Source organism: Salmonella sp. SA15303, from assembly GCF_029962125.1.
Taxonomy (GTDB): Bacteria; Pseudomonadota; Gammaproteobacteria; order Enterobacterales; family Enterobacteriaceae; genus Salmonella; species Salmonella enterica.
In genome coordinates, this window is the sequence record NZ_CP123924.1 from 3,210,482 (window position 1) to 3,227,189 (window position 16,708).

At 45.8% G+C, this 16,708-nt stretch carries 17 protein-coding genes; 1 reads left to right on the top strand and 16 read right to left on the bottom strand.

What is annotated here, in order from left to right; translation table 11 throughout:
* Positions 1-163 precede the first annotated feature (163 nt).
* The 14 genes from QEN31_RS15845 to ybgI form a co-directional block, all read right to left on the bottom strand.
* Entirely contained in the window at positions 164-1,942 is a 1,779-nt protein-coding gene (locus tag QEN31_RS15845; RefSeq protein ID WP_000273746.1) for a glycosyltransferase, read from the bottom strand.
* A gap of 93 nt (positions 1,943-2,035) precedes the next feature.
* The gene (locus QEN31_RS15850; RefSeq protein ID WP_000702849.1) at positions 2,036-2,746 is read right to left on the bottom strand and encodes an ABC transporter ATP-binding protein; all 711 of its coding nucleotides are present in this window, start codon (positions 2,744-2,746) and stop codon (positions 2,036-2,038) included.
* A gap of 3 nt (positions 2,747-2,749) precedes the next feature.
* On the bottom strand, positions 2,750-3,520 hold the full coding sequence (locus QEN31_RS15855) for an ABC transporter permease (RefSeq protein WP_000998823.1): 771 nt from the start codon (positions 3,518-3,520) through the stop codon (positions 2,750-2,752).
* 128 nt (positions 3,521-3,648) lie between these two features.
* Positions 3,649-4,782 carry a glycosyltransferase family 4 protein gene (locus tag QEN31_RS15860; protein ID WP_064239923.1) on the bottom strand — a complete coding sequence of 378 codons (1,134 nt, stop codon included), beginning with the start codon at positions 4,780-4,782 and terminating at the stop codon, positions 3,649-3,651.
* 12 nt (positions 4,783-4,794) lie between these two features.
* Positions 4,795-5,691: a glycosyltransferase gene (locus QEN31_RS15865; RefSeq protein WP_000973922.1), complete on the bottom strand. Its 897-nt coding sequence runs from the start codon at positions 5,689-5,691 to the stop codon at positions 4,795-4,797.
* Complete coding sequence (gene glf / locus QEN31_RS15870) at positions 5,688-6,839, bottom strand: UDP-galactopyranose mutase (RefSeq protein WP_001524621.1); 1,152 nt, start codon at positions 6,837-6,839, stop codon at positions 5,688-5,690. The genes QEN31_RS15865 and glf overlap by 4 nt, the downstream gene beginning before the upstream one ends.
* Positions 6,840-7,124: 285 nt before the next feature.
* Positions 7,125-7,865, bottom strand: coding sequence for a hypothetical protein (locus QEN31_RS15875; RefSeq protein WP_001194237.1), 741 nt, complete (start codon positions 7,863-7,865; stop codon positions 7,125-7,127).
* Position 7,866: 1 nt separating this feature from the next.
* A complete protein-coding gene (locus QEN31_RS15880) occupies positions 7,867-8,202 on the bottom strand; it encodes a hypothetical protein (protein WP_001182680.1) in 336 nt (111 codons plus the stop codon).
* 459 nt (positions 8,203-8,661) lie between these two features.
* Entirely contained in the window at positions 8,662-9,228 is a 567-nt protein-coding gene (locus QEN31_RS15885) for a tyrosine-type DNA invertase (RefSeq protein WP_000824704.1), read from the bottom strand.
* A gap of 59 nt (positions 9,229-9,287) precedes the next feature.
* The gene (locus QEN31_RS15890; protein ID WP_001521652.1) at positions 9,288-9,419 is read right to left on the bottom strand and encodes a hypothetical protein; all 132 of its coding nucleotides are present in this window, start codon (positions 9,417-9,419) and stop codon (positions 9,288-9,290) included.
* Positions 9,420-9,742: 323 nt separating this feature from the next.
* Positions 9,743-10,477: a 5-oxoprolinase subunit PxpA gene (gene pxpA, locus QEN31_RS15895; RefSeq protein ID WP_001017922.1), complete on the bottom strand. Its 735-nt coding sequence runs from the start codon at positions 10,475-10,477 to the stop codon at positions 9,743-9,745.
* Positions 10,467-11,399, bottom strand: coding sequence for a 5-oxoprolinase subunit PxpC (pxpC, locus tag QEN31_RS15900; RefSeq protein WP_000932044.1), 933 nt, complete (start codon positions 11,397-11,399; stop codon positions 10,467-10,469). The genes pxpA and pxpC overlap by 11 nt, the downstream gene beginning before the upstream one ends.
* Entirely contained in the window at positions 11,393-12,049 is a 657-nt protein-coding gene (gene pxpB, locus QEN31_RS15905) for a 5-oxoprolinase subunit PxpB (RefSeq protein ID WP_001188371.1), read from the bottom strand. The genes pxpC and pxpB overlap by 7 nt, the downstream gene beginning before the upstream one ends.
* A gap of 15 nt (positions 12,050-12,064) precedes the next feature.
* On the bottom strand, positions 12,065-12,808 hold the full coding sequence (gene ybgI, locus QEN31_RS15910) for a radiation resistance protein YbgI (RefSeq protein ID WP_000798844.1): 744 nt from the start codon (positions 12,806-12,808) through the stop codon (positions 12,065-12,067).
* Between the two features lie 328 nt (positions 12,809-13,136).
* Here ybgI and QEN31_RS15915 point away from each other — a divergent pair, with 328 nt between their 5' ends.
* The gene (locus QEN31_RS15915) at positions 13,137-14,618 is read left to right on the top strand and encodes an MFS transporter (RefSeq protein WP_001041122.1); all 1,482 of its coding nucleotides are present in this window, start codon (positions 13,137-13,139) and stop codon (positions 14,616-14,618) included.
* Positions 14,619-14,656: 38 nt separating this feature from the next.
* Here QEN31_RS15915 and phrB read toward each other — a convergent pair whose 3' ends face one another.
* Positions 14,657-16,078, bottom strand: coding sequence for a deoxyribodipyrimidine photo-lyase (gene phrB / locus QEN31_RS15920; RefSeq protein ID WP_001142011.1), 1,422 nt, complete (start codon positions 16,076-16,078; stop codon positions 14,657-14,659).
* Positions 16,079-16,189: 111 nt separating this feature from the next.
* Complete coding sequence (locus QEN31_RS15925) at positions 16,190-16,396, bottom strand: YbfA family protein (protein ID WP_000401435.1); 207 nt, start codon at positions 16,394-16,396, stop codon at positions 16,190-16,192.
* Positions 16,397-16,708: the final 312 nt, after the last annotated feature.

The window sequence follows — 16,708 nt, forward strand, 5'->3', positions numbered from 1 at the left end:
AAAAATTAACACCCTATGAATAAATGCTGACATTGGGTAAGGATTATAATATTTTATTAGACTGACACCAGATAAGGTGTAGCAACAGAACCATACCTAAGATTATCATAGTCATATAATTAAAAAATCGGTATAATTCTCATCAACACCACTTACATCATGTTTAATATTTATCTTCAGATTTTTTATTGAATTTTTTATACCAAAAGAGCTTTGAGGTAAGATAGGGCAAACTATTTTTCATCTCTTTTTTTGCAGATTTAAACCGATAAAAATTTTTGACTGCCGTAAACAAACCATTAATAATAACTTTAAAAAACTCCATTTTTGAGTGGGTAAGTTTTAATAATTTGCCATTTTCTATATTTAAATGATAGATAGTAATTCTCCGGAATGAAAACTTAGTAGGGTGATAATGACGATAATCAACCACGATTGGTTTTTTAATTAAAAAGAAAGCTGGAATTAAGTGTCCATTAAGGGTTATGCATCTAAAAAATTTGTAGATGGCTTTTTCTTTACCAGAACATGGGTAATCAACACAACCATTAACAATATCAATACCTTCTACATTGAATTTTTCATTATGAGTTATTGCATTAATTCTTTTTCTTATCTCCAGAAGATCTACATTATCTTCCCAAAACTCCCGTCCAGAAAGACAATCGTTATATGACATAATCATTGCTCTGGCAAGTTCATAGCGGCATGAAAAACTCGCAAGAAAGACTTCCCGCACAAAGAAAACACTTAACAGTAGTGCAGCAAACTTTCTTTTACTAATTAATGCAGGTACAGCAACAGTCCTGAAGTTCAAATAGCTATTTAGAACCGATATTTTTCTTTCAAAATCCATTTGCCACGAAGCCACACCATTAAGTGTGACAATATTATGTTTTTTATGCATATATCCAAATAGCAGGTCATCACCACGAACAAAGAAAGGAAATGAGTAATATTCAATAGCGTTAATATTAAAGGCAAAAAACCACCATCCACCGTAGCCTATTTTTCTTTCATTATCAAAAGTATCTAAAGAATCTATTTCCCGAGCATCCAGATAATGTTTATCCGGGTAATGTAAAAAATCTCTATGCCATATGGCACCAGATTCATGTATGATTGCCGGGTTATCTTCAAAAAGCATACAGCCAGTAACAACTGTATTTTTGTCTTTAGCCATCAGTAAAAAAGCATGAGTTCGACAAATCGATTCAATTTCACATGAGCCGTCGTCATCCATAAATATGACATGTTTGATATCGTTGATTTTCCCTGCCTCTATCAAACCTCTCATAAACCCGCCTGACCCACCGAGGTTTTCATTATTGATAACCATAATGCCGTTTCCTGACGGGTGATTAATCGCCTCGCCATTATTAACGACAATCAATTTAAAACGATCTTTAAATTCGCTCTGGGTTAAGAGTGTTTTATTAATTCTATTGATTGTTTTAGTAACAGCTTCTTTTCTATTATAAGTTGTTATAACTAAAGCCATAGATGATTTACTAACATGATCTTTAGTCAGAAATTCAAATCCATTTAAAACAGAGTCTTCGTCTGATTGCCACTCCACATAGATATATCCAAAATTTATTTTTGATATATCAATTTCAATCTCATCACTAATATTACATGACGAGTTAAAATCAATTTGCTTTAATACTCTAATGACACCATTCTCTTTATGCCTTACAGTTATAGTTCCGCGACCAATTATATTAACCCGCAAAAAAAGTGATGTTAAGGTTGTATATTTTTTCCATTTCTTAATTGAGAATGCATTAAAAAAAGTATCAAAATATGCAACCTTATGACGCGGAACAAGTAAGTTACGTGAGGTATAGTTATACTTCCCGCCCTGAGTTCTGAAATAAAGCTGCTCTTCCGTGCATAGATCAATGTTTGGTAAAATTACTTTTTGAAGTAAAAAATACATAACGAACCTATAAATTTATATTATCTGGGGTAACGCTATTATAAAATAGTAAATTACTCACCGCGTAGTGATATAAATACTGCAATAAGAATATTAAAATCCGCCTTTGCTAACTATCTCACCGTGCTCAAGCCTGATGAACTTATTACATACAGATTTAGCCAGTTCATCATCGTGAGTGGCCATTACCATAATGCCCGCTTTAGAGATAAAGCTATTTAATCTCATCTCTGCTTTTCTTTTAAAATCACTATCACCCACGCTCATCCATTCATCCATCAGTAAAATTTCAGGATTAATTGCAGTAGAAATAGAAAAACCAAGCCTCAGAACCATACCACTAGAATACGTTCTAACGGGGATTTTAATAAAATCACCTAACTCGCTGAACTCGATGACATCTTCTGTAATATTTTTTATTTCATTTTTTGACAGACCGAGAAATAGTCCCCTCAGTTTTATATTTTCCAGGCCTGTAAGCTCACCATCCATTCCCATCATGGGATCAATGAGGCTGGTGACTCGACCGATACATTCATACTTCCCTGAAGTTGGTTTATAGGCCCCTGCAAGTACTCTCAGAAGAGTGGTTTTGCCCGAACCATTGTGTCCGATAAGCGCAAGACGGTTACCTTCGGTAAGCGTAAAATCAATTTTTTTTAATGCCTCTACTTCAATAATCCCGGTATTCGATGAGCCAATTCGTCCACCTGAAGCAGCCTGTAGAAAAGTTTTTTTAAATGAACGGTGGCTGGAGTTAAATATAGGGAGTATTACGCCAACGTTTTTGCAAGAGATTTTCATTAATTATAACCAGTATACGATTCTTGAGCGATATTTAGTCAACACTAAGGTTGAGACCATCAACATAATAATAGAGGTTATTATTGTGTAAAACCATATAGTTACATCTGGTACAGTTCCCATTAATGGTTTCCTGAGCATCTCCATAAAGTAATAAAAAATATTATAATCAACAAATTCCTTTCTTCCCTTTGGTAATTGTTCCGATGTCCAAATGATGGGAGTTATAAAAAAACACAACGTTACCACACTTTGAACAACCGGTCCCATATCACGATATCTTGTGCAAAAAATGGCGAGAATCATACCTGTAGAAATTAATGAGATGGATGTTATTACAATTGCAGGTATAAAAAGGAGAATATCAAGATTTACCGATGTATTGGTAAAAAAAATCACGAAAGGTATAATGATAAAATTATGCAACATAATCATAAACTGCCGATAGAAAACACGTAATATATATAAATATAGCGGAAGGTCAGACTGTTTAATAATTGATGCGGACTCATTAAATATTCCACATGATTCATTAATAGTTGCTGATAGAAAGGCCCAAAAGATCATACCTAAAGTAAGATGCATGATAAAATTTTCGGAACCAGAACTGAACAGCGAACCGTAAAGAGGTCCCATTGCTGATATGGTGACCCCCATCGAAATCGTTATCCAAAAAGGCCCTAACACCGATCGCCGGTATCGTCCCAGGACATCATTCCAACCTAGCGAAATCCAAAGTTGGTGCCTGGCCAGAGCTTCTTTCAAATCATTCATTGTTTCCGTGTCACCTTTACCTGAAGAACTTATTCTTTAACGATATGAAAATATAACTTATTTATTTTCTATAATATTTACATACTATTTATCTAAACACTGACCTACTTCATAAGCACTTTATGGTGTTAGCAACCAATAGTGTCTTTATAAATTTGCAATGTCTTATTAATGACTAATATGCTGGAAAACAATTCCTTTACACGTTTTCTTCCATTCGCCCCCATCTCTAAGCGAATCTGTGGATTTTTTAACAAATACTCTAATTCTACCGCTAACTCCTGAGCTGAATTACTTTTCACGATCAACCCATTATAGTTATGAATAATTAAGCTATCACATCCGCCGGTATCATAAGCAATACATGCACGTCCTACAGATGATGCCTCTAATAAAAGCCGTGGTACTCCTTCCGGATAAATAGATGGTAATGCAACGATATTCGATTTCTGAATAAGCTCATATACATTCGAAGAGCGTCCCAGCCAGTTAATTAGTCCTTCATTATGCCAGTGATGAATGAGCTCCAAAGGGATAGCATCTTTATCGTCCTCGGCCAATATACCTGCAACATTTAAAACAAAATGAATATTTTTTTGTCTGAGGATCTTTTTTGCTTCAATGAGATCGCCAAGACCTTTACTCCATAACATTCGGCTTGCAAAAAGGACTATCGGTATCTCATGTTTTTTCTCTATAGAGAATTTATAAATATCCGGGTTAATTCCAGCACCTTCGATAACGATAGTTTTATGATAATCAATACCTACTAAATGCGATATTTTTCGTCGATCTTTATCATGTTCAAAAATAAAAACACCACGCTTATTACCGGCAATATATTTGTAAACCAAAACGGTTAACGCACGCAATATTCTCATTGGCACGGTATTATATAAAAAGATTCGACCAAGTCCGACAAAGCTGATAACAACTGGACTATTACTTCTTCTGGCGCTAACTCCACCAATCAGGCAAGGTTTGAGCGTAATACAATGCAATAAGTCAGGATTAATCTCCTTAATAATTTTCCGAGCGTTAAGGAATGCTCTAAAAAAAACAAACATATTAAATGACTGAGCAACAAGAGACACATTGTGACAAATAAAACCAAGCGTTTTGAATTTTTTTATAATCTCTTCACCAATAAAATGACTTATGATATGAATTTCATAACCCGCATCCCTTGCCGCTATCGCACGTTCTGTCCAGTGTAAATCAAAGTACCAGTCTGAATTCACAAAATAACATAACCTTTTCATCTCTTCGTCCTGCTAATGATATTTCCCACTAATACCTTTAAGTCCATGAAGTATTCCCTGCCAGATAAAATATAGATAACGAAATTTCTTACGCTGCCATGGTAATATGGCGAGATATTTAGAGAGGCGTAATACTATAGAAAGAACACTGAATATCCTGGGAACGGGTAAAAGTTTTCTCAGCAGCAACAAATTTCTACAAAGATAATATACTTTCCATTCGGGGCAGATACACCTTCCATGAATAGAGATATCATGAATAAATTTAATTTCTGGGGAGTAACGAATTTTCTGCCCGGACAATACTAGCTTATAACCAAAGAAAAAATCATCATAATAAAGGAAAAGTTCATCATGGATATCGTTAAGATGGTTATTCAATACCTTTCGATCAATAATCATACCAACGAATGACACAGTTTGAACATCAGTAACCTGAGTTCTTACTGGAGAAAACCTCTCTGGGCGCATCGCATAATAAATAGTCTCAAACACCGTAGATGGGACCCTAATGAAAGGCAAATTCATCCGACAAGACCGCCCATAGGTGTCCTGAACTCGCGACGCAAATATACGGTAACTTGATGTATCTAATAACGAGAAATGCTTTAAAATATTAATTTCCGGGTAAGCATCATCATCATAGAAAAATACCCAATCGGCATTACTATATGAGCATATATATTGACTACCTACTTTAAATCCGCCAGCACCACCAAGATTATCTTTAAGATTAAGTATCGTGATGCCAGGTTCACTTAATGAAGAAAGCCATTCCCTGGTACCGTCGCTTGAGCCATTATTAACGATAACAATAGAGGAAAAACCCGCCTTAACAGTCTCTCGCACACTTTTTTTTAATTTTTCAAGACGATTAAAAGTTACGATTAGCGCTGTACACTTCATCAAACGGTAACTGTAAAAGCTGGCATTTCTTTTTGTTCATATAGCGACGTTAAGTATACGTCCGCCGTCTGTAATGCTTCAGCTATCGTGATGTCCATATCGAGATAACGATAAGTGCCAAGACGACCAATGAAAGTAATATTTTTTTCTTTTTTAGCCCGCGACAGATATTTATTCAGTAAATCCATTTTATCTGCCCTGCGAACAGGATAGTAGGGTATATCACCAGCTTCACATTCCCGACTATATTCTTGATAACATATTGAAGCTTCATGTCTCTCCCACGGAGAAAAATATTTGTGCTCAGTAATCCGAGTATAAGGAGTATCTATTGAACAATAATTCATTACTGCGCATCCTTGATAATCACTCTGGCAAATTATTTTTTTAAAGTCTAATGTACGATATTCCAGTCGGCCATATTGACAGGAGTAAAAGGCATCCAGCGCGCCACTGAAAAAAACATGATCATAATTTGTCCGCATTTCCTGAGTGAAGGAGCGACATAGTTCAACAGCGATATTTTCGTGTTCGACAATGGACTTGACCATTTGTGTATAACCAAATTTTGGTATTCCCTGAAACTTATGATTGAAATAGTTATCATCATAATTAAAACGAACAGGGATACGTTTCAATACAGAAGCGGGTAACGCGGAAGGATGAAGCCCCCATTGTTTAATGGTATAACCTTTAAAAAAGGCTTCATATAACTCTTTACCAATGAAACGCAAGGCCTGTTGCTCAAAATTTTGTGGTTCCAGAATGGTGCTATCACATTTTTGAAGCAGTAATTTCCTGGCGTCATCAGGTGAGCAGGCGACACCAAAAAATTGATTGATGGTATGAAGATTGATAGGTAGAGAAAATACCTGACCATTTACTGTGGCCTTAACCTTATTGATATAAGGCATCATCTCAGCGTATTTATTTACATAATTCCATACAGTTTCATTATCAGTATGAAAAATATGAGGACCATAAACGTGCACCATAATACCCGTGTGCTCATCTCGGGCATCATAAGCGTTACCACCGATATGCGAACGTTGATCAATAATATTGACTACATGTCCCTGCTCGGCTAACTGGCGTGCTATTACTGCGCCTGAAAGGCCCGCACCTACAATTAGTATCTTTTTACGTTGCATTATTTTTGTCACTCTGTTCGCAGACACAGATAATATTAGATAGTTTATCCAGAACCATTTTCATTTATATCAGAAGGGTAAAGTGAAATTTACTCAACGCATCCAGATAATTCCACGCTACCGCCACAGCGCGTAAACCCTCGCACTGATTACAGATTCATTAATGTCACACGTTATGCGGTATTTCCGGACAACGATGATTGCCATATTTATTTTGTGAAGATAACTCATTCAGAACGCAACATTATGGGTCTGAATACCGCGCGGCATGATGTAAATATGCTGTCAGCATAAATCCGGTGCGTTACCGGCCCCAGTTTTTACCAACCCACTCTGTTGACTGATGTCCGGACCGACGTCCGGTATCCTTATTCTTACCGCATCAGATAGCGGTACTCCTGTCGGGATATCCCAGCGTTGTTTCAGCGTCTGCTCCGCGAGCCAGACCTGCCTCACGCCGGTTCCCAGCATACGGGCCGTCATTTCCGGGCTACAGCCTGACAACAGTAATCCCAGCACCCGCCGTCCCTGTTTTGGCAGACGCTCTGACAGTAACCTGACCAGCGTGCGGCTGTTTATCTCCATCACCAGCTCCGGCACGCTCAACGCGCTTTTCATCTCCTCCTCGTAAGGCGATGTCTGTAGTGATGACCATATGGCAAGCTCAGCCATTCTGGCCAGAACCCTTACCGACATGGCGCGTTTAATCAGCCTCAGATGGCGGAAGTAACCTTCCACGCTGACGTCAACCGGTAAAAACGCGTTACTGCTGCAAAAAACCACTGTCCGCGGATAACGCTGAAAAACCTGTTGCCACAGCAGAAGCTGGGTTGATGGCCGTCCGGCGGATATCACCATCGCGCCGGGCCACCGACGCAACCGATCCAGCAGCCCTTCTGGTGTCCTGAGACGAACGCAGTCCTCCACGCAAAGGCCACCGGTATCCGGAAACTGCGCAGGATTTTCGCCTGACTGACAAAACATAATCAGCCGGAGAGGCGGCAGTACTCTGGTTAACGTCTGCATATCAGTACGTCAGAACCTGATACAGGCTGAACAACGCTGCGACGGTGGAGACCGCCAGCAGGAGCAAAAATATTTTCGCCCCCATACTGTACCGGCACTTACTGGTGCCCCCCCTTCCGGTGGATATTTCCGCATATTCTTGCGTCATCAGATTGTTCTCCTCTGGCCATTGCCGACCCGGCACTGCGCCAGCAACGGCAGCTTCGTGTTGTGGAAACAACATGTCCGCACCCTTTCGTGGACCGGGAGCCATTCCATGTCTGTATGAAAAATGACGTCTGGCCCTATCTAAACACAGCACTCTGACACCCTGTCCGGTTCTGCTTTTCGGCTGCACAGGCCGTCAGTCCCCCTGGTAGTAAATGCTCCTGCCGCAGGGTAATTCTGCCCTGTGCGGAGTACAAAATGACAAATAGAAAACACAGTAATCTATTGATTTATATGTTGATTATGTAAATCAGCTTTCCCTGAACAGATTTCTCTGTGATTTAACAATATGATTCAAAAAGTAAAATAAAGGATTTAATTCTTTGATATGATAATTAATCAGCATTAAATATTATTTAATACGTTTTTTTAATACTTAAAATTAACATTTTGTGCAGGCAGGACAAAAATGGATACAGCATAGTGCTGGTTGGACCAGGTGAATTTTCCCTTAGTTTTTTTATTGTTATATGGATAACTCCTTAATAAGCAAGAGATTACGATTGCATGACTCTTGTGTGGAAGGGGTAAATCTGAGAGGATGATGAAAGCGCGAAGCGGACTTAACTTTTTGAATCAGAACGTACGGTTATACTCGACGTTTTTTTCGCCATATTCCATGAAAACGCCCGGCGTTACTTGCGGTGTATCTTACGGTGTGCTGGATATTCCTGTGCCCCAGATAGTCCTGTATGAGTCGTGTATCAATCCCTTTATCAGCAAGGGCGTAGCCGCAGGCATGTCGCAGCATATGAGGATGTGGCGCTATCGTTAATTCGGCCAACCGCCCTGCCTCACGAAGTATGTAAAAAAATTGTTGCCTGCTGAGCGGATGCCGTCGTAGCGACAGGAACAGCCAGTCTCCGTCAGCCCCTTTCTCAAGATACTTCCTGGCCCTGAGCCAGCTTTTCAGTACGTTATACTCATCGGGAAGGAGGGGGTGACACGTTGAAAAGCCATTTTTGAGGCGCCGGATATAAAGCTGTCTTCCTGCAAGATCAATATCCGACAAGCGCAGCCCCAGCAGCTCACTGGCCCGGAAGCCGTGAATAAACGCCATCAGGATTAAGCAGCGGTTTCTTTCCGGGAAGGGCATTCTGTCGGTCGCTGACAGCAGTTTTTCAATCTCTTCTTGCGTAAGATATTTTCTTTTCACAAAACAAATCCATCATAACAAAATGAGTAATATACTAAAAAATCACTGATCAGATGAGTTTAATTTTCGCTAAAAAAGTTGCTATGCGTAAACAGCTTAAAATCCATATAGCTGGCAATCTGGCACGCTATCCATGACGTGATAGTGAAACAGCGAATCAATCTGGCTTCAATCTCCTGATAAGTCGTCATGATGAGGAATATAAATGCTAAAAATGAGGCTATCGTGAGGTAAATCAATCAGAAAGGGGTAATAAAGAGTCAGGTAGTTTACCCGCCCCGGAGGTTTGATTAGATGGCGATAGCTAACAATATCATAATGATTTTCAAAAACTCTGCTGCTAACAGCAATAAGCTCATCATACTGGCTATTACAGCATCACTTGGTTATTTTTAAAATAATATATTATAAGGGGATTTATATAGTATTGAATAAATCCCTCTTCCTGACATTAAGAGAACAGAACACGATAATTTTTAGCAGCCGTAATATAATAGCTTCAATCGTCGGGCTCTCAGGCAATAACGTGTATATTACGCGCATTGAACGCGGCGCGTAGCCTGCGAGCGAATGCAAGCGCATACTCGCCGTCGCCATGAATGCACACCGTTTGCGCCGTGACAGTCGTCCACACGCCAGTAACGCTTTTCACTCTCCCGGCTTGTACCATATCCAGCGTTTGCGCCAGCGCCTGCTCTTCATCGTGAATCAGCGCGCCAGGTTGCATGCGCGGCACCAGGCTACCGTCGGCCTGATAGCCGCGATCGGCAAACACCTCCTGCCGCGTCACCAGGCGATGGCGCTCACCGGCCCGGATCAGCTCACTTCCCGCCAGTCCAACCAGTATCAGTGACGGATCATAGTCGTGTACCGCTTTCGCAATCGCCTGTGCCAGATGAGGATCTTTCGCCGCCTGGTTATAGAGCATACCGTGCGGTTTGACATGGCGCATCACGCCGCCTTGCGCCTGGACAATCGCCCCCAGCGCGCCGATTTGGTACAGCGTCTGGGCGTATACCGTTTCCGGCGGCAAAACCATCGCCGTCCGCCCAAAATTATCCCGATCCGGAAAGCTGGGATGCGCGCCGATCGCCACGCCGTTTTTCAGCGCCTCGCGCACACAGGTCAGCATGGTTTGCGCATCACCGGCGTGAAAACCACAGGCGATATTGGCGGAGGAGACCAGCGTTAATAATTCGCTGTCGCTGGCGCAACCTTCGCCCACATCCGCATTTAAATCAATGTTCATGCTGAAGTCGCCAGGTAAGCTGTTCCAGATAGCGCTGACGCTCGCGGCGCGCGTTGAGCGCCTCTTCCAGCGAACATTGCACAAAATGGATCGGTTGTCCTAGCGGGATCTGCGCCAGATGGTACATATCTGCCTCGATGATGCAGGCAATGCGCGGATAGCCGCCAGTTGTCTGGGCATCATTCATTAACACAATAGGTTGGCCGTTGTAAGGCACCTGCACGACACCGGGCAGCAAACCGTGCGACAGCAGTTCGCGATCCGTTGTCCGCGTTAACGATTGTCCCTGCAAACGATAGCCCATGCGATTACTTTGCGGACTGAGCTGCCACGGCGAACGCCAGAACGCTTCTTGCGAGGCGCGATCGAACTCACGGTATTCCGGCCCCGGTAGCGCACGGATGCGATTCCCCCACAGTAACTGCTTCACGCCCTGCGGCCCGCTAAACTGTCGCGATGGTTTACCCGTCGCCAGCCGATCGCCATCTTTTAGCAGCCGTCCTTCCAGCCCACCGATGCCGGACTTCAGATCGGTACTACACGATCCCATCACCTCCGGCACAGCAATACCGCCCGCCACCGCCAGATAGCTACGCATCCCGTGAAGCGGTCGATGCAGCGTAAGACGCTGACCCGCTTTTACCGGCAATCGCCAGCCGGTCCAGACCGGTTGATCATCCAACTGCGCCTCGCAGCCTGCGCCGGTAAGAGCGAACCAGGTCTCATTTTCAAATTCGACAACCAGTTGACCGAGAGTGATTTCCAGCGCCGGGGCATTCGCATCGTTCCCGACCAGGAGATTAGCGGTCTGAAAGGCGGGTTTATCCAGCGCACCGCAGTGACTCAGCCCCGACTGACGAAAGCCGTGACGCCCGCTATCCTGCACGGAGGTATAAATCCCCGCGCGAATAATATTCAGCATATTCCCTCCTTTTGCGGCACAAAGCGTACGCTATCGCCAGGGCGTAGCAGAACCGGGGGCTCCCGCATCGGATCGAATAACTTCAACGGCGTGAGGCCGATCAGCTGCCAGCCGCCCGGCGTGGATAATGGATAAATACCCGTCTGCGCGCCGCCGATGCCGACAGAACCGGCCGGAACCTGCAGGCGCGGCTCCGCGCGTCTGGGCATATGGAGCGGTTCTGGTAAATTCCCAAGATAGGGAAAGCCAGGCTGAAAGCCTAAAAACCAGACGACATACTCAACGGAGGCATGTAGCTCCACGACCTGCTTTTCACTCAAACCGCTGTGCCGTGCCACCGCCGCCAGATCCGGCCCGCCTGCGCCGCCATAGATCACCGGGATCTCAACCGAACGCGAGTCCGGCTCCAGCGCCTCGCTCTCTTCCCACCAGCGCTGCAGACGCTCAATCGCATCCAGCGCCAGGGTTTGCGGTTCCCGCAAGATCACGGTGATATTGTTCATCCCGGGAATGGCTTCCACCACGTTCGGCATATCGACCAGACGCTGCGTCAGACGCCAGATGCGTTTCTGGCTCGCCAGCGTAATCGGCGGTTCAAGTTCCAGGACGACTGCCGTTTCGCCTAACAGATAACAACGCGCTCGCTGCACTTTATTACCTCTCAGTTATGCCGGGTTAGGGATATCAATAAACGTCACATCCAACGCCGTGTTTTCGTTCAACCATTCGCTCAGGGCGCGAATACCGCCGCGTTCAGTGGCATGGTGCCCGGCGGCATAAAAATGCAGCCCCTGTTCGCGTGCGGAATGAATGGTCTGTTCAGACACCTCGCCGGTAATAAAAGCATCCACGCCGAAGCGGGCGGCGCTATCAATAAAACTTTGTCCGCCGCCGGTACACCAGGCGACACGCTGCACATTCTCTGGCCCGGTATCGCCGCACCATAGCGGTTTACGCCCCAGACGCGCTTCAATCCATGAGGCCAGTTCCAGCCCCGGCACCGGCATTGAGAGCTCTCCCCACGGCACCAGCGGCTCAATTTCTCCTTTCACGGTAATGCCCAATAGCGCCGCCAACTGCGCATTGTTGCCCAGCTCAGGGTGCGCATCCAGCGGCAGATGCCAACCGTAAAGGTTAATATCATTTGCCAGTAACGTTTTTAAGCGACGGCGTTTCATGCCGCGAATAACCGGAGACTCGCCTTTCCAGAAGTAACCATGATGAACAATGACCGCATCGGCCTGCAAACGCACCGCCTCATCGAGCAGCGCCTGACTTGCGGTCACGCCGGTAACGATTTTCTGTACCGTCTCTTTTCCTTCGACCTGTAAACCATTCGGCGCATAATCGCTTATTGCCGCACTGTTCAGCTTGTCGTTAATCAGTTGTTCCAGCTCGGTGTTTTTCATCATCGCTCCCTTTAACCCACGTTCTACTTTCCCGTTACGGGTTCAGCCTCCGTTAACATAGCCTCCCGTTAGCCGTTCGTCGATAAACATTTGTTTGACACATCAAGAAACAATCACCCCCGGGTTTGGCGCAAATTACTTAGCAAAACACGATCGATTTCATGTATATTTATGCAATCAGAACGCATATTGCAGAAAAAATCAGTTCTGTATCATGTTGGTAACTTTAAGGAAACACGGCGATGCGGCAGGCTTAATAAGCCCACAAAGAAAGGCATTATCTGAGATGCCCGCTTTCTTGCCGCAGTGCCTCTATCCCGGAAATACGATGAATAAACAAGCATCTCAACCCCGCGCTATTTACTACGTTGTCGCCCTGCAAATTTGGGAGTACTTCAGCTTTTATGGTATGCGCGCCCTACTGATTCTTTATCTCACCAATCAGCTAAAATACGACGATAACCACGCCTATGAGTTATTCAGCGCTTATTGTTCGCTGGTCTACGTAACGCCGATTCTTGGCGGCTATCTGGCGGATAAGGTGCTTGGCAACCGAATGGCAGTCATGCTGGGCGCATTTTTAATGGCTATAGGTCATTTAGTGCTGGGCGCCAGTGAGATCGCGCCGACATTCCTTTATCTGTCGCTGGCGATCATTGTCTGCGGCTACGGCCTGTTTAAATCGAATATTAGCTGCCTGCTGGGCGAACTGTACCAGCCGGAAGATCCGCGCCGCGACGGCGGGTTCTCGCTGCTTTACGCAGCGGGCAATATTGGTTCGATCGTGGCGCCTATCGCCTGCGGCTATGTGCAAGAGGAGTACAGTTGGGCGATGGGCTTTGCGCTCGCCGCCATTGGTATGCTTGCGGGGTTAGTGATCTTCCTGTGTGGAAATCGTCATTTCACCCACACCACCGGCGTGAATAAAGCCGTGTTGTGCGCCAGAAACTACCTGCTGCCGAACTGGGGCTGGCTGTTAATTTTGCTGGTAGCGGCGCCGTTGCTGATTACCGTTCTGTTCTGGAAAGAATGGTCTGTCTATGCCTTAATCGTGGCGACCGCGATCGGCCTGGTCGTGCTGGCAAAAATTTATCACCAGGCGCAAACGGCCAAACAGCGCAAAGAACTGGGGCTGATTGTCACCCTGACCCTGTTCAGTATGCTGTTCTGGGCGTTTGCCCAGCAGGGCGGCAGTTCTATCAGTCTGTATATCGACCGCTTTGTGAACCGCGATATTCTGGGCTATTCCGTTCCTACCGCCATGTTCCAGTCGGTGAACGCCTTTGCCGTGATGCTGTGTGGGGTCGTCCTGGCCTGGCTGGTTAAAGAGAGCGTAAGCGGTAATCGCACCGTGCGTATCTGGGGCAAATTCGCGCTGGGTCTCGGTCTGATGAGCGCCGGATTCTGTATTCTGACCCTGAGCGCACGCTGGTCCGCCGCTTACGGACACTCTTCAATGCCGCTAATGGTGCTGGGACTGGCGGTGATGGGCTTTGCCGAGCTGTTTATCGACCCGGTCGCCATGTCGCAAATTACGCGCATTGACATCCCCGGCGTCACCGGCGTATTAACCGGAATTTATATGCTGCTGTCCGGCGCGATAGCTAACTATCTGGCAGGCGTCATCGCTGACCAGACCTCGCAAAGCGCCTTCGACGCCAGCGGCGCGGTTAATTACGCCATCAACGCCTATGTGGATGTTTTTGAACAGATCACCTGGGGCGCGTTAGCCTGCGTAGGGGTTGTCCTGCTGATTTGGCTGTATCAGTCCTTCAAATTCAAAAGCCGCGCGCTGGCCGTCGAATCCTGATAGCAGAATGCCCGGTAGTTTGCGCTACCGGGCCTGTATCACGCCCCTTTTCTCGCCGCCTCATAGGCGGAAAGCGTTGCGATTCTCGCCTGTTTGTGCTCCACAATAGGCCGAGGATAATCAAGCACGACTCCCGCTTTTTCCGCCCACCGCCACGGCTCGTGAATCGCTTTTCCAGGGATATCGCGTAATGCCGGTAGCCACTGGCGGATAAATTCGCCGTCGCGATCGAACCTCTCTCCCTGAGTCGTGGGATTAAAAATACGAAAATAAGGCGCGGCGTCAGTACCGGTTGAGGCGGCCCACTGCCAGCCGCCATTATTGGCGGCAAGATCGCCGTCAATAAGCTGCGACATGAAATAGCGCTCCCCCAACCGCCAGTCAATCAACAGATCTTTTACCAGAAAGCTGGCGGTAATCATGCGTAAACGGTTATGCATCCAGCCCGTCGCGTTAAGCTGGCGCATCGCCGCATCGACAATGGGATAACCGGTTTCGCCTTTCTGCCATGCCTGAAAATAGTGCGGGTTTTCCTGCCACGCGACGCGTTTTGTCCAGCGGATAAACGGCTGGTGTTTGCATAATGCCGGATACCAGGTCATTAAATGACGGTAAAATTCCCGCCAGATGAGCTCATTCAACCAGACGCTTCCCGGCCCGCCGTCCAGCGCCTGCGGCTGCTCCGCCAGTAATCGGTGCAGGCACTGTCGCGGCGACAGGCCGCCCGTCGCCAGGCTGGCGGAAAGCCGACTGGTGCCGTCGACCGCAGGGAAATCCCGCCGTGACTCATACCCGTCTGCGCCCTGCGCGCAAAACTGACGTAGCTGCGCGATGACCGCGTTTTCTTCCACCGGGAAAAGCGCGGCGTCAAACGCCTGTTGCGGGTAGTTAAGCGAGACTGGCGTTAAGGGTGTAGAAAGCGCGCCGCTCACCCGGATCTTCGGGGCCGGAACGCACGGCGGGATATCTTCTTTTAGCCGTTTCAACCAGGCATTTTTAAACGGCGTAAAAACTTTATACATTTCATGATTGCCGGTCATCACCGCGCCGGGCGCCAGAATCACGCTATCGTCAAAGCCTTCGCAGATGACAGAGGGCAGCGTTTTTTCCACCGCCGCATCACGCTGACGCTCGTTAAACTCATACTGATAGTTATAAAACAGATGGCTGACGTCATGCTGTCGGCAAACGTTTTTGACCGTTTCAATACTGGCGTTAAAATCCGCCACTTCATGAAACAGCAGCGGAATGCCTTTCTCTGCAAGGGCCGCCTGTAGCGCATTGAGCTGCGCGCTGATGAATGCCGCCTGCCGCGGCGCCATATCATGGGCCTGCCACTGCGCGGGGGTGGAAATATAAAGCGCCAGCACCCGCGCGGATGCATCGCGGCAGGCGGCGGCCAGCGCAAGGTTATCCTGTAAACGCAGATCGCGCCTGAACCAGACTAAATGGGTGGGCATACAACTCCTGAAAGATAAAACGTCACGGCGAATAGCGTTAAACAGTGTAGACCCTGGCGCATAAAAAAACCGCCAGCGTGGCGGCTGACGGTTTTTTCAGGCTGGTCGCGATTAATAAAAGTCGCAGGTGGCTTTTTCAGCCTGCGCCATCCATACCGGTTTATCACTGGTTTTCGACCAGACACGGTGCAGATAACTATAAAAACGCGCGCGGTCTTTCCAGAAGAGCATCACCGGCAACGCCAGCACGCCTGCGGTCACCGCGAAAGCACGACGGGCAAAAATGACATGCGCCGGATAGTCTTTATAGTGTTCCATACGTTTCCCCCCTTTATACCGACGCTATCCGCCCCGGTATAGATTGAATCGGTGAATAGCACCGAAAAATTGAACCTCGTTACCTGATTAAAATAGTACCGCTTTCGGTGTAATTTTACTACTCATCCGACCACTTATTTTCACGCTTTTCCAGCAGATTTACATTCAAAGCGTAAATTAGTTACAAAAAGGTTAAATTAATACTAATCATTAGTTAAATAATGGTCTTTGCCATTTTTATACTTTTTTTACACTCCGCCCGCCAATTTTTGCGAAATCTTTGCAGCCAAAAAATTACCTTTCTCAGGAGTA

Coding starts and splice junctions, on each gene's coding strand:
- QEN31_RS15845 (WP_000273746.1), bottom strand. CDS start 1,942: ATGTATTTTTTACTTCAAAAAGTAATTTTACCAAACATTGATCTATGC.
- QEN31_RS15850 (WP_000702849.1), bottom strand. CDS start 2,746: ATGAAAATCTCTTGCAAAAACGTTGGCGTAATACTCCCTATATTTAAC.
- QEN31_RS15855 (WP_000998823.1), bottom strand. CDS start 3,520: ATGAATGATTTGAAAGAAGCTCTGGCCAGGCACCAACTTTGGATTTCG.
- QEN31_RS15860 (WP_064239923.1), bottom strand. CDS start 4,782: ATGAAAAGGTTATGTTATTTTGTGAATTCAGACTGGTACTTTGATTTA.
- glf (WP_001524621.1), bottom strand. CDS start 6,839: ATGCAACGTAAAAAGATACTAATTGTAGGTGCGGGCCTTTCAGGCGCA.
- QEN31_RS15875 (WP_001194237.1), bottom strand. CDS start 7,865: ATGCAGACGTTAACCAGAGTACTGCCGCCTCTCCGGCTGATTATGTTT.
- QEN31_RS15890 (WP_001521652.1), bottom strand. CDS start 9,419: ATGACGACTTATCAGGAGATTGAAGCCAGATTGATTCGCTGTTTCACT.
- pxpA (WP_001017922.1), bottom strand. CDS start 10,477: ATGAACATTGATTTAAATGCGGATGTGGGCGAAGGTTGCGCCAGCGAC.
- pxpC (WP_000932044.1), bottom strand. CDS start 11,399: ATGCTGAATATTATTCGCGCGGGGATTTATACCTCCGTGCAGGATAGC.
- ybgI (WP_000798844.1), bottom strand. CDS start 12,808: ATGAAAAACACCGAGCTGGAACAACTGATTAACGACAAGCTGAACAGT.
- QEN31_RS15915 (WP_001041122.1), top strand. CDS start 13,137: ATGAATAAACAAGCATCTCAACCCCGCGCTATTTACTACGTTGTCGCC.
- phrB (WP_001142011.1), bottom strand. CDS start 16,078: ATGCCCACCCATTTAGTCTGGTTCAGGCGCGATCTGCGTTTACAGGAT.
- QEN31_RS15925 (WP_000401435.1), bottom strand. CDS start 16,396: ATGGAACACTATAAAGACTATCCGGCGCATGTCATTTTTGCCCGTCGT.